General features: G+C 64.7%; 11 protein-coding genes and 1 tRNA gene. 2 read left to right on the forward strand and 10 right to left on the reverse strand.

The window, feature by feature from the left end; genetic code table 11:
- Window positions 1–85 precede the first annotated feature (85 nt).
- From ACYVAN_RS12830 to ACYVAN_RS12855, 6 genes are all read right to left on the reverse strand, one after another.
- Entirely contained in the window at window positions 86–547 is a 462-nt protein-coding gene (locus ACYVAN_RS12830; protein WP_460959143.1) for a hypothetical protein, read from the reverse strand.
- 401 nt (window positions 548–948) lie between these two features.
- Window positions 949–1,941: a DUF932 domain-containing protein gene (locus ACYVAN_RS12835; protein WP_460959145.1), complete on the reverse strand. Its 993-nt coding sequence runs from the start codon at window positions 1,939–1,941 to the stop codon at window positions 949–951.
- Between the two features lie 195 nt (window positions 1,942–2,136).
- Entirely contained in the window at window positions 2,137–2,583 is a 447-nt protein-coding gene (locus ACYVAN_RS12840; RefSeq protein ID WP_460959147.1) for a hypothetical protein, read from the reverse strand.
- Window positions 2,584–2,849: 266 nt separating this feature from the next.
- Entirely contained in the window at window positions 2,850–3,377 is a 528-nt protein-coding gene (locus ACYVAN_RS12845) for a hypothetical protein (RefSeq protein ID WP_460959149.1), read from the reverse strand.
- A 75-nt stretch (window positions 3,378–3,452) separates the two neighbouring features.
- Window positions 3,453–3,623, reverse strand: a complete 171-nt coding sequence (locus tag ACYVAN_RS12850) for a hypothetical protein (protein WP_460959151.1) — start codon at window positions 3,621–3,623, stop codon at window positions 3,453–3,455.
- Between the two features lie 518 nt (window positions 3,624–4,141).
- Window positions 4,142–4,339: a hypothetical protein gene (locus ACYVAN_RS12855; protein ID WP_460959153.1), complete on the reverse strand. Its 198-nt coding sequence runs from the start codon at window positions 4,337–4,339 to the stop codon at window positions 4,142–4,144.
- Between the two features lie 235 nt (window positions 4,340–4,574).
- Between ACYVAN_RS12855 and ACYVAN_RS12860 the strand changes: the two genes are divergently transcribed.
- A complete protein-coding gene (locus ACYVAN_RS12860) occupies window positions 4,575–4,850 on the forward strand; it encodes a DUF4158 domain-containing protein (protein WP_460959155.1) in 276 nt (91 codons plus the stop codon).
- 246 nt (window positions 4,851–5,096) lie between these two features.
- On the opposite strand, the gene ACYVAN_RS12865 is transcribed toward ACYVAN_RS12860, so the two are convergent.
- Window positions 5,097–5,921 carry an IS5 family transposase gene (locus ACYVAN_RS12865; protein WP_460959157.1) on the reverse strand — a complete coding sequence of 275 codons (825 nt, stop codon included), beginning with the start codon at window positions 5,919–5,921 and terminating at the stop codon, window positions 5,097–5,099.
- A 694-nt stretch (window positions 5,922–6,615) separates the two neighbouring features.
- Between ACYVAN_RS12865 and ACYVAN_RS12870 the strand changes: the two genes are divergently transcribed.
- Window positions 6,616–7,557, forward strand: a complete 942-nt coding sequence (locus tag ACYVAN_RS12870; RefSeq protein WP_460959159.1) for a tyrosine-type recombinase/integrase — start codon at window positions 6,616–6,618, stop codon at window positions 7,555–7,557.
- 1,281 nt (window positions 7,558–8,838) lie between these two features.
- Here ACYVAN_RS12870 and ACYVAN_RS12875 read toward each other — a convergent pair.
- The 3 genes from ACYVAN_RS12875 to ACYVAN_RS12885 all read right to left on the reverse strand — a co-directional run bounded on the left by ACYVAN_RS12875 (window position 8,839) and on the right by ACYVAN_RS12885 (window position 12,208).
- Window positions 8,839–9,798, reverse strand: a complete 960-nt coding sequence (locus tag ACYVAN_RS12875) for a tyrosine-type recombinase/integrase (protein ID WP_460959161.1) — start codon at window positions 9,796–9,798, stop codon at window positions 8,839–8,841.
- Window positions 9,799–9,912: 114 nt separating this feature from the next.
- Window positions 9,913–9,986: transfer RNA gene (locus ACYVAN_RS12880), tRNA-Pro, on the reverse strand.
- 77 nt (window positions 9,987–10,063) lie between these two features.
- Complete coding sequence (locus ACYVAN_RS12885) at window positions 10,064–12,208, reverse strand: putative bifunctional diguanylate cyclase/phosphodiesterase (protein WP_460959163.1); 2,145 nt, start codon at window positions 12,206–12,208, stop codon at window positions 10,064–10,066.
- Between the last annotated feature and the right edge of the window lie 288 nt (window positions 12,209–12,496).

Here is a 12,496-nt window from a genome sequence, read left to right on the forward strand (position 1 = left end):
CCTGGCGGTCGAGGCGAGCGGGTGCTGATCCCGGCCCGGATTGCAGGTGCGTTTCCGGGCCGGGACCAGTGGTTATGCGGGCAGGTCAGTAGACGCGGAAGCCCTCGTACTTCGCGGCGGTGCGCAGGAGCGGGATCACGTCGTCACCGAACTCCTCGGAGTGCTGCTCCCCGTCCTGAATGGAGACGTCGTAGGCGGCCAGGGCCTCGGTGCACTCCTTGTCAGTGACGTGCCAGCCGTCGTTGGTGCTGAACTTGTGCAGCGGAATGCCGTCGATGTATTCCGCGTCGCCGCTGCTGTGCTCGGCCAGCATCCGCTCGAGGACCTGCACGTACAGCTTCGCCTGCTCGGTGATGGGCTCGCCGTCGCTGTTGAAGTCCTCGCTGGACAGGTGGCTGCCGTCGGGGAATTCGGACATCCTGCTGACGAAGGCCATGCCGAGGTTCGCCATCGCCTGGCAGGTAGGGCCCATGCCCCAGATGTTGCGCCGCAGGTAGGTGTGCTCCTCGTCGGCCGGAGCGCCCTGGATAAACATGTCATAGCCCACGGATGGGCTCCTTTCACTCGGAATCGGTGCTGTTCCGGCAGGCGGGTTTGGTCGGTCCCGCCCACAGGTCATGCGGGGTTTTTCCCCTGGATTCGCCGGTTTCCGGCTTGAGCCCGCCCGGCGTCGGAGCAGAGTGCGCATGCCCCACCGGCCCGCGGGGCTTGGCCGCCGGCCAACTCCAGAGCAGGTGCGCCGGGAAAGTGGGGCGCATCGGGTACTGCGCTATCCTGAGCGCGTGAAACGGTAGTCGGCCGGTTTTGGCCGGGGTTCCTTCTTCACTCGGAGTTGAAGACCGGTGGGTCCTTTGGTCGGCCGCGGCTGTTCCGGCCGCGGACCCTGTAGGGGTGGTTCACCGGTCTGCCCGTGGCCCACCCGGCGACGTGCCGGGTGGGCCACGGTGTTCAGGTGGCAAGCAACTCGAAGGCGCGCTGCTTGCGGTCAGCCACGGTGCCGCTTGTCAGCACCCGATGCGCGCGGACCGAGGCGTCCTTGGCAGGCTGGAAGTGATCGAGGTATTCGGTCACTGCCTGCCATCCGGCCCAGCGGGTGCTGCGGACGGCCTTCTGAGTGTCCGCCGACCTCCACAGGCGCATCAGCTCGCCCCGGCGGCGGTCGGCGTTGTTCCGGGTGCGGGTCGGGGCATTGTCGTCGACCGGCCAAATCGTCTCGACGATGTCCCGGAACTCCGGGGTGGTCAGCTCGGTGTCGATCATCTTGCGGGCCTCGGACTCGAACGCTTCCGCGTAGGCGTACATCAGGCCCAGCTTGTTGCGGATGTCCTCGACCTTGATCTCCGCGTTGCGGGTATGGCGGATGGAGACTTCGGAGACCTTGTCCCGGATGGCGACGCCCAGCTGGTTGGCGCACCACACTCGGAACGGCACGAGCATCACGCGGAACGCGGAGCTGCCGTCGTGAGAGTTGAACACCGCCAGGTACAGATCGACCGGGTCGACACCGGCGACGGTCATCGTCTCCGGCAGCTTCATCGTCACGAAGGTGCGCCTGCCGTCGTCGAGCTGGCCCGCGTCGGCCAGGGACTGTGCGCCGGACTCGGCCACGAGCGCGTCGAGCAGATCCGCCTGTTCCTCGTTCTGCCGGATGCCGTAGCCATCGCCGACCGTGCTCAGGTAGCGCACCCGGTTCGTGGCCGGGTCGTTACGGACCAGCATCACCTTCTCGGGGTTGTCCACGGTGCTTACACCGTCGGGGGTGATCTCGGTCCCCGACTGTTTGAGCTTGCGGATGTTCCACCCGGCCAGCCCCGCCTTCTCCAAGGCCTGGCGGGCGTTGACGCAGTCGCCGACCGGGGCGCCGATCTGCCGCCACGGGCTCAGGCGGGCAGGGTCCAGCGGTCCGTTGGCCTCGGTCTGGGTGTTCACCGGAAACGACATGACGGATCGGTCCTTTCACTCGAAATTGCGTTGGCCTGCAAGGGGTTTGGTCGGCCCCCTTGCACGCGGAGGCGGTGCTGTCCCGCATCGGTGGGGCGCACTCGACAGGTCCCGGCCGGCGCCGGGGCAGAGTGCGCACGCCCCACCGAGAGCGGGCAGTGCCACCGGGCGGACTTGCCTGTCCGGCTGGTAGGGCTACTCGGCGCGGGCGGCCACGAACAGCTCGTATGCCCTGCGTTCGGCTTCATCCGGGTCGTCGGCGACCACGGATTCGGCAACGCGCTGGTAGCCGCCTTCTTCACCAGAGTCGGTGTCGCTGCAGTTGACGTCGCCGGCGACGACGCCGATGATCAAGGTTTCCCCGTCGTGGTCGTTGTCGCGCAGGCCGTAGACCGTCCACGAGTGCGGGCACTTGCGTAGACGTCGCACCGCCTGGTCAGGGTCCTCGTCCGGGTGGAGGCCGATGCTGGTCAGCCAGGCGTTGAGCCGGTCAACCACGTCGGCGCCGGGCCAGGACCCGTCGCCGTGCTCGACGGCCTTGAGCTGTCGGAGCAGGGTGGTGATCGCGGCGCCTTCGGTGCTGTCGGGGTTGATCCAGGTCTCGGGTTCGGCACGGTCCAGCTGGTTGTTTTGGCTGTTCATTTGCGGGGTTTCCTTCACTCGGAATGTGGGTCAGCGACCGCGCGGGCAGGTTGGTCGGTCCCTGCCCGCGCGGGGTTGGTGAACAAGTCCGACCATGAGGCCGGGTCATAATGTGAGGCCGCCATGCACGTCGCTGTGCTTGTCGACGACCTCGGATTTTCTGCTGCACGGGGGGATTTCGGTTCCCGCCCGCGCAGAGATTGCGGTTTTCATAGCTCTAGCGGCGTGGTGCGGGCCGAGATTGCCGCCTGGCCCGCACCCGGGGATCACGCGCGGAGGTGCTGCTTCTGCCGGTGAATTTCATGGGCGCCGTTTATGACGAGATCGAAGAGGTCCCAATCCCCGTGCCGTTGCCAGCTGGTTCCGCCTCCACTGAGTCGGTTGGCGAACACGCGCAGCGTTCCGTCGTTGGTGAACAGGTAAAGCCACTCGAAGTCGGTCTTGGGCGACTCACCGAGATCGCCGGGTATCGGTTTCCCGGGGTCGACGTCGGTGTAGTAGAAGCCGAGGTCCACCAGTGGCTGGATGTGGGACGGGCGCCGGACGCCGGGGGAGGTCTCATTATCGAATTCGTTTTGGTCGGCTGCTTCGGCACGCGCCACCACGGGGTTGATCACGGACCAGTCCTGTTCGAGCAACCGGGCGGTGAGCTGGTCACCGTCGCCATGGTGCAGAAACAGCGCTGCGGACAGCTGCGGTACCTGCCAGTTGGGATAGCCGTCCGAGTGGCAGTAGCGCACGCGGAAATGCAGGCCGTCGGCGTCCAGAACGCCGATCAACGAACGTGTCGACATCGGAGTGGTTCCTTTCACTCGGAATTTCCGTTACTGCGGGCGGGTTTGGTCGGCCCCGCCGCGCGGAGGTCATGATCAACGCCGTTCGGGCTTCTCATCGAGGTCCTTGAGTCCCTGGGGGATGAGCCCTCGGGCGTCCAGCTCGGTGCGGTTGCGCATCCGGCGCTGTTGGTCGGCGTCGGCCAGCCGGGTGTGTTCCGGGCTGGTGACCGTGGCGATGAACTCGCGTTCCTCCTCAGGGGTCATGGCGGCTCTCCTTCACTCGGAAAGAGCCCGGTGTGAACGGCGGGTTGGTCGGTCCCGGCAGTTACATCGGGTCGGTGCTGCCCCGGTGCGGTGGGGCGCACTCGGCCCGGCCCCGGCGCCGGGAAAGGGGTCAAGCCGCACGCGTTTCGCGGCTTGACCCCGGCCGGCGCCGGGGCAGAGTGCGCACGCCCCACCGCGGCCGGGGGTGCAGCCGGCCACGCACATCCCCCGCCAGATAGCTCGGTGCGAGGAGAAGCGAGCAAGGTCGCGCGGGAGCGGCAGACGACCGGTTCTCCGTGGTGTCGGCCCTGGCGCTCGGATAGCCCGTGTACCTGGTCCTGCATGGCAAGCCGCGTGCACGTCGGCTTCGACGTCGTCGATGTGGTCGCCGTGCAGCAGCCTGGCGGTTGTCGTCGAACTAGGGTCGGTCCCAAAACGCTGCGGCCCACAAGCGGAAGTTCGGGCCCTGCGTGGTGGCGTTGACCGGGGTGGGTAAGGTGACTTTGCTGAGGTCAGGACTAACTCGGCGGCCGTGCCGGACGGGCGGGTGTCTTGCCCGGAGTGCGGTCAAACAAGTTTCCGGCAGTGCCCGCGGTAGACGATTCGTTGCTCACCCGGTCGCTGGTCAGTCGCAGCAGGTAGAAGACGGGTGCAGTGTCCGCGGTGTGCGGGTGGTGCTGCTGGGCCTGGTTGATCTCCTCCTCAGCCCAACTCATCTGCTCGAGTACAGGGCCAAGGGCCTCGGCGGTGGCGTGTGGATCTCTGCAAGCGTGGTCTGCTCGGCATCCATCGTGGTTCCTTCCTCACTCGGGGCACGGCGAGTGGTTGATCGATCTGTGCACGCCACAGCGACACGGCCCAGTGAGAGGCCGTGAACCGCAAAAGGCCCGGCCCTGGTCGTGGTGGCTGAAGGGCCGAGCCTGGGAAGAACAGAGCAGTTAGGGCCGGTCGGTGGCTCTAACCGCACGCGGGGTCGACTACCTCGCCGAACAGTTGGAGATCGCCGACCCCGCGTGCGTGAAGTCCTACGGTGAGCGGGAGAAAACCGTGTTCGAGCACGTGTGGGAGCTGGGCCAGGCTGGTGGTTGGCGGGAGTTCTCCACTGTGGAGGGCGAGCTCGGCGAGTGGATCGAGGCTCGTACCTGGACCACCGGTGACGGCCCGAAGGCGCTGTTCGACGCGGCGGTGGCGTGGCTTCGGGAACGCCGGTGCTGCTGCCGGGCGTGACGACGCTGATGCGGCTGGTCGCCTCCCACCGGGAGGCGAAACCAACGGCTGTGGGCGACGCTGCATTAGCTACTTGATGATGACCAGCGCGCCGCGCTCGACGGCTTGCCGGAGGGGCACCGGAATTCGCAGCTGGACAAGCTCCGACGCCGTCGACGCGAGTGTCGGGCCCGGCGATGGTGACATGGGTTCGGTCGGTGCGGCGGTCCCGCACGAGGACATGCAGCGGCTGCTTAAGGGGTTTTTTCAGAATGCTGGTGCTGGGAGCTTGGCGGCGAGGATCATGCAGTGGGCGAGTTGGAGGAACCCGTCGTGGATGTCGTCACGGGTTTCCCAGCGGATCCGCAACCTGCGGTGACCGTGCAGCCAGGCGATCGCGGCTTCGGCGACCCACCGCAGCTGACCGAGCCCGGAACCATGTTCGGCGCCGCGGCGAGCGATCCCGGGTGTGATGCCGCGTTGGCGGAGTGCAGCGCGGTAGGTGTCGTGGTCGTAGGCACGATCAGCACAGAGTCTGCGGGGTCTGCGGCGAGGTCGGCCTCGCCGTCCCCGCACCGGCGGGATGGCCTCGACCAGCGGTATCAGTTGCGTGATGTCGTTGCGGTTTCCGCCGGTGTGCGACACGCGCAGCGGGGTGCCGCAGGCGTCGGTGATCACGTGGTGTTTCGAGCCCGGCCGCCCACGGTCAACCGGGCTCGGACCAACTTTTGGGGAGCATCGACCCCGTTTCGCTTGGATCTGCGAGGAGACGACCACCGCTCGCGAGAAGTCCAGCTGGTCGGCGTGACGCAACTTGGCCAGCAACACCTGCTGCAGCTCATCCCACACACCGGCCTGTTGCCACTCAGCCAACCGACGCCAGCACGTCGGCCCCGAGCCGAATCCCAGCTCCTGCGGCAAGAACTCCCACTGGATGCCCGTGTAGAGCACGAACAAGATGCCCTGCAACGTCTTGCGGTCATCGATCCGCCGCCGGCCGGGATACCGAAACCGCCGCTCATGCCGCGGCAGCAACGGCTCGATCAGCGCCCACAGCTCGTCACTGACCTCCCACGGCTTCAGGCGAGCCATCCCACGCTCCCAACAACCAACGTGATCAGCTCCGCCTTCACCATGCCAGACCAAGATCATTATGCAAGGACCCCTAAGTGGGCGCCGTTCGTGACGAGATCGAAGAGATCCCGATCCCCGTGCTGTTGCCAGCTGATTCCGCCTCCACTGAGTCGATTGGCGAACACGCGCAGCGTTCCGTCGTCGGTGAACAGGTAAAGCCACTCGAAGTCGATCTCGGGCAACTCAAGGGCCGGGCCATGGGGAGAACAAAGCGGCGGGGTCGGTGGACGGCCTACCCGTACTCAACGGTCAGGTGACTGGGCGACAGCAACGCAGCGGTACGCCGGTGAGGTCGAAGTTCTCGTTGTCGGCCAAGGAGCCGTACGCCGACGTGGAGAACGCCAGCGTGGGAGTGGACTCCTTGTCCAACGTGATGTCAGTCGCACCGCTTGCGTCCCGAGGCGTTGATGCACTTCACGGTTCCGGTCAGCTCGATGAGGTAATTCGTGCTGATGTCCTTGAGTTGACCGTGACGCCTTCTTCGGCCTCGGCCGTGGCCCATCCCCTGGAGCGTGTGCCGTCGAGAGCGCATCGCGCTGGTGAGGTTGTCCAAGTCGGTTTGTCTTCAACCTGGTGCGACGGTTTGAGGGAGTAGTGGGGTTAGCGTAGGTCGCGAGCGTGATTGGTCCGCAATTACCGGGAGGGGATCGGCGTGGATATCGAGCGGCTTTCAGCAGGGCTCGCCTCATCATGGTGTTGGCTGATTCGCGACTGGGAGCGATCTCTACGTTCGACCGGGCATCCTAAAACGACCCGCTATAATTACGTCCTGGCCGTGGTTCAGTTGGGGCGCTATATAGCAGATAGGATGCCGGACTCGGCGGAAGCTGATGATCCAGTCGATGTATCGCGTGCGGATGTGGAATCGTTCCAGGCATGGATGATCGAGACACGCTCGGCGGCAACGGCTCTGAACAAGCACAAGTGCCTGCAGCAGTTCTTTCGTTGGCTGGTGTCAGAGGAAGATTCACTGGAGCGTTCGCCGGTCGATGGAATCCGCTGTCCTCGTACGCCTTCGAAGTTGATTCCTGTGATCAGCACGGATGACACTCGCCGCCTCTTGGCGTCCTGTCGCGGTTCTGACTTCCTCAGCCTGCGGGATCAAGCATTGATCCGGTTGTACTGCAACACGGGGGCACGGCTGACAGAGGTCGCAAGACTGCGCGTAGACGACATTGACTGGAACACCGACTCGTTGACCTACGAGGGAAAAGGGGCAAAGAGCCGGCGGGTTCGAATGGGCCCGAAGACAGCTCGCGCGCTAAGTCGCTACCTGCGCGCGCGGGCCAAGCATACGGGGTCCGAGCGTCCTGAACTCTGGCTTGCCGACCGCGGAGGTGTCCCGCTAGAGCCCAACGGGATTAAGCTTCGCCTTCGACGTCTTGGTGAACGAGCCGGTGTATCAGGTGTACATGCTCACCGGTGGCGTCACAGCTACGCGCATGAGTGGAAGCGTTCAGGCGGAGACACTGGCGATTTGATGCTCGTCTTGGGCTGGAGCAGCGATGTTATGGCACGGCACTACGGAGCAAGTGCGGCTGCTGAGCGGGCACAGGAAGCTCAATCGAGAATGAGGATCGGCGACGATGTCTAAGCAGCGTGGACTCACTCCTAAGCAGCGGCAACGGCGAGCAAGGGTTGCGGCGCATGAATCCTGGGCAAGAACGACGGACAGAACTGCCAGAACTCAGCCTGCTACTGCCGCATTTCTGAGCCGCTTTGAACGTCAGGTTGATCCTGATGGAACCATGTCAGCGGACGAGCGAAGACAACGTGCTCACCATGCGAAGATGGCCTATATGCATCGGCTGGCGGAACGATCTGCTGCGGCCCGCAAGGCGCGGGTCGAGGGTGTGCACAATCAGTAGAGCGGTAGGCACAAACAGTCGCTGATCTTGCCGTATGGGGGCGGTTGGGTGATTAGCCTCGTGGTGGACTGGGAGGCGGGGATGTCGGGCTGAGGTCGAGCCGAGGTGGTGTGAGTGGCCCTGCGGGCGAGTGAGGGTCGGATTTCGGTGCGCGAGGTGATAGACGCGTTCGGTCGGGCAGTGTTGTATGCACAGACATCTCGTGAGGCGCCGCGGTCATATGTGGCGGATCCGGGGGAGCAGGGGTGTGGGCGTCGGTGTTCAGCACGACGTATCGCTTGGGCGCGGAAGTGGGGGAGTGCGAGGCGATGGGGGTGCCGGGATTCGACTTCTCCAGTCCATATCGATTCGCCGAAGGGCTGAGATCGACTGTGTACTCGCAGCGGCTCGCTGACTGGGTTTTCAAGCAGGGGAAGACGACGAAGTTCAGCTTGCCGATCTCGCGTATTTCTGCAAGGAGGAGACCGGCGACGAGGGTGATCTCGTCCAGCGCACGACCGAGACCGCGATCGCCCTCGTTCGCGATGGTGTGATCGTTCCTGGCGATATGGTGAACTACGAGTTCCTGCCATGGTCAGTGTCACTTGGTGCGGCTGAGCAACGCTTGCGTGCGGAAGCGGACCGGGTTCGGCGAGGAACCCGGACGGTTTCTCCCAGGCGACATGTGCTGGTTCAGGGCCTCGAACTATGGTTCCTGACTGATCATTCCTCCGTGTCGCCCTCGTACGCGGCATGACGGAAGTGGCCGGCACGGTTCCACACGTGGTCGACCGGCAAAATACCTACAGAAGGCCCGTTGTACGCAAGGTGATCACCGAAAACGCGCTCTCCACGTGCATCGGGTGGTGAGGCCGTCATGGCCGGTGCCGATTGCCTACCTGCGTTTCCGCGTATGCGTGGAGGTTGTCACCAAGACTGTTATAGGTGACGGGACGGTATCCAGTGGGTAGGTGGCGCTTGGGTGGGTGTTGGCCGGCGGTGCGCGAGCCAACACCCACCTTGTGTGGCTAGCGGTGGTCGCCGATGTTGAGGCGCGTTTGGGTGTTGTGCGCTCGTTCGGCGGCTGCGCTGGCGCCGTAATGGCGGACCATGGTTTCGCTGCTCCACCCGAGTGTGAGCATCAGGTCTCCGGTGTCTCCACCGGCTGTTTTCCATTCGTGTGCGTAGGTGTGTCGCCACCGGTGTGCGTGCAGGCCCTTGATGCCTACCTGGTTTCCGAGTCGTTTGAGCCGGATTTTGATGCCGTTGGCGTGGAGCGGTTTTGCTCCTCGGTCGGCCAACCAGAGGTCAGGCAAGTGCGCTCCATTGCGCTTGGAGCGGGCGCGGACGTAGCGGCTCAGGGTCCGTGTGGTGCGTGGGCTGATGCGGACCCGCCGGTCCTTGGCCCCTTTGCCGCGGTAGATGACCGATTCGGTTTTGAGGTCGATGTCGTCGAGAGTCAACCCGGCTACCTCGGACAGGCGCGCACCGGTGTTGGCAAACAGTCGGATGAGGGCTTGGTCTCGAAGGCTGAGGAAGTCGCGTCCCGAGCATGCCTGGAGGAGTCGGGTGGTGTAGTCCTCCTCAAGAACCGGGACGAGCTTGGACGGGGTCTTGGGTTTGCGAACCTTGTCCAGTGGGGAGCGAGCGAGCTCCTCTTCGTCGTTGACCAGCCAGCCGAAGAACACGCGTAGTGTTTTGTGCTTGTTGACGGCGGTCGAAGCCGAGCGGGTTTCGACCATCCAGGCCTGAAACGCCTCGATATGATCCTTCGTGACCTCGGTGGGGTCGTCGGCCGCGTCGTCGGCGTCTGGATCAGGGGAGTGTTCTTTGAGGAAGCGGGCGAGTTGCGTGGCGGCCAGGACGTAGTTGTAACGAGTGGTCTCGGGACGGTTGACCGAACGCAGGCTTCGGTCCCAGTCGCGAAGGAACCCGGACCATGTCGTCGACAGCCCGTTGAGGAGCTTGTCGAGATCAAGAGCTGGCATTGCACCCTCCGAAGTCAAGGTGTCTATGAGCGGCGTGCTAGACCTCGGAAGCCGGACGATGATCAAAAAAAGAGGGTTTCCGCAGGCTCTGACCTGCGGAAACCCTCTCAGCCGTCGGGACGGCGGGATTCGAACCCACGACCCCTTGACCCCCAGTCAAGTGCGCTACCAAGCTGCGCCACGTCCCGGCCACACCCCTTGTTGCGGTGCATGAATAGCCTATCGTACCGGTTTTGGGCGATCATCATCCCCCCGTGATTTCGAATCATCGCAGCTCAGAAGGCTGATCCTGGGCGAGGTGTCGGGGTGTGGGGGTTCCGGTGGAGCTGCCCGGTGCAGGGAGTTGGTCGTCCAGTCGTCCACTGCTGACGATCAGGTCGAGGAACTCCTCGGCCGGGAGGGGACGCGAGAGCAGGTAGCCCTGATAGAAACTGACTCCGAGCCCTTCGAGGATGGCGAGCTGACCGGGGGTTTCGATGCCTTCGGCGATGCAGGAGTGGCCCATGGCCAGCGCCATGTCTGCGATGGCGCGGGCGATCGCGTAATTGACCGTGTCGTCCTCGATTCCTGCGACGAACTGGCGGTCCAACTTGATGATCTGAGCGGGCATCTGCTTGAGCCGAGCCAACGAGGAATAACCGGTACCGAAGTCGTCGATGGCGAAACGAGCGCCGCGCTCGGTGAGGGTCGTCATGGAATCCCGCGATTGCGCGGACAGGTCGAGTAGGGCGGTCTCGACCATCTCCAGCACCACGCGATTCCACGCCGTACCGCATTCGTCGATCAGCGTGGAGATTTCGGTGACGAACTCGGGGTCGTTCGGCAGCAGATTGGCGAGGTTGACGGCGACCGCGATAGGATGCCCGGCGGGTTCGGGCCAGTCCGCTGCATCGCAGAGTGCGGTGCGCAGCACCCACCGGTCCAGTGCACGCAGCAGGTCGCCCTGTTCGGCAACGGGCAGGATGACGTTGGGGGCGAGCAGGCCACGTTCGGGGTGCCGCCAGCGCACGAGCGCTTCGGCTTCGACCACGTTGCCGCTGCGGTCGACGATCGGTTGGTAGTGGAGTTCGAGTTCGTCGTTGCGGATCGCGTCACGCAGTTCCCCTTCCAAAAGCAACTGCCCCTCGCCCGCGGTGATCAGTTGGGGACTTGCCAGCGAGACCTTGCCCGGGCCCCGGCTCTTGGCGTGGAACATGGCCATGTCCGCGTATCGGAGCAGGTCGTCGCCGGTCATGGTTTCTCCGAGCGTCGCGGCGCCCGCTGAGACCGAAACGCTGACCAGCTGGCCTCGCAGTGGAACCATGATCCGGAGCGTCTCGGTCACCAGGTTTGCGAGGGATTCGAGCCCGCCGACGGCCTCCGCGTCCGGGCACACGATCAGGAACTCGTCGCCGGAGAGACGTGCGACGGTGCAGTTCGACGGCAGTTCGTTCTGCAGGCGTCGCGAGAGGGCGGTGAGGAGCTCGTCACCGGCTTCGTGGCCGAGTGAATCGTTGACTCGTTTGAAGTTGTCGATGTCACAGAAGACCAGTGCGATCCGGCCGGACCCGTCACCGGCCAGTTCCTGCAGGACGTCCTTGATCCCCTTGCGGTTGAGCAGTCCGGTCAGCTCGTCGTGGCTGGCCTGGTGGCGCAAGGTCGCTTCGGCCTCCCGCTGGGCCGTCACGTCGCGCAGGATGACCTGAAACGCGGGGCGGCCTCGCCAGGTGGTGCGCACCGAAACGGACTCGATCAGTACGGTGCCACCGTCGAAGCGGGTGAGCTGGGCTTCTGCGGGGGTGGAGGTTGCTCCGGCGTAGGTCAACGACGCGAGCCGTTCGTGCATCTCCGGCAGGGAGTCGGCGTCGACGAAGTCGGTGATCGGGAAACCGATGACCTGGTTCTCGGATTCGACTCCGGTCATTTTCACCGCGGCCGGGTTGACGTAGACCACCACGCCGTCCTGGTGCACGCAGATCGCGTCGGGACTGAGCTCGACCAACAGCCGGTAGCGGTCGGCGAGGTCGGCGAGAGCCTCGCTGTCCTCGCGGGCCGTGGTGGTGTCCGCGGCCGCACCGACGAGCCCGTGCTTCTCGGCACTGCTGAACCTGCGCGCGCGGAAGTGGATCGATCGTTTGCGCCCGTTCGGATCCACGAACTCCTGCTCGAGTTCCAGATCTTCCCAGGTCGGCGTCGTGCGGGCAGCGACGATCAACGGTGCGGTGAGCTCGCGCAACCGACTTCGGACCTCGTCCGTGGTCGCGTCCGGCATCGCCAGAAGTTCCGTCATGCCTGTCATCCAGGTCAGTTCGTCCTGGTCCTGGTCGTAGTGCCACAGCACAGCATCGTTCACGGCAAGCGCGAGGTCGACGAACTCCCGGTCCAAGCCGGAACCCGCAGGCGGTCCTACGCCTTGGGACTCAGAGGCCATGCCATGTCCGATCCTCAACGCCACCCAGTGCCGGTTCCGCTGGCCCCACGTCGCACCTTCCTGTCCGCGCCGCAGCGCGTCCTGTCCGAGCGTGAGTAGATCCTCTCCATTCTCCACCTGATACCGGTGCCTTTGCTCGTGGGTTCCCGCCCCGCGTGATCGAGAATCGCGGGGTGGGCGGCGAAACGCCGCCTGGGGAGGCGAGAGCGTCCTCCGTTCGGTGACATGGCATGGAGTATCGATATGTGCTCGAAGTCCGCCGAAAAATTGCTGAGCTTGTCACCCACG

The organism is Parasphingorhabdus pacifica, assembly GCF_054779195.1.

What these genes read in the sequence shown, in the direction of transcription:
- ACYVAN_RS12855 (WP_460959153.1), bottom strand. Translation starts at nt 4,339, where the DNA reads ATGAGTTGGGCTGAGGAGGAGATCAACCAGGCCCAGCAGCACCACCCG.
- ACYVAN_RS12885 (WP_460959163.1), bottom strand. Translation starts at nt 12,208, where the DNA reads ATGGCCTCTGAGTCCCAAGGCGTAGGACCGCCTGCGGGTTCCGGCTTG.
- ACYVAN_RS12845 (WP_460959149.1), bottom strand. Translation starts at nt 3,377, where the DNA reads ATGTCGACACGTTCGTTGATCGGCGTTCTGGACGCCGACGGCCTGCAT.
- ACYVAN_RS12850 (WP_460959151.1), bottom strand. Translation starts at nt 3,623, where the DNA reads ATGACCCCTGAGGAGGAACGCGAGTTCATCGCCACGGTCACCAGCCCG.
- ACYVAN_RS12865 (WP_460959157.1), bottom strand. Translation starts at nt 5,921, where the DNA reads ATGGCTCGCCTGAAGCCGTGGGAGGTCAGTGACGAGCTGTGGGCGCTG.
- ACYVAN_RS12835 (WP_460959145.1), bottom strand. Translation starts at nt 1,941, where the DNA reads ATGTCGTTTCCGGTGAACACCCAGACCGAGGCCAACGGACCGCTGGAC.
- ACYVAN_RS12875 (WP_460959161.1), bottom strand. Translation starts at nt 9,798, where the DNA reads ATGCCAGCTCTTGATCTCGACAAGCTCCTCAACGGGCTGTCGACGACA.
- ACYVAN_RS12840 (WP_460959147.1), bottom strand. Translation starts at nt 2,583, where the DNA reads ATGAACAGCCAAAACAACCAGCTGGACCGTGCCGAACCCGAGACCTGG.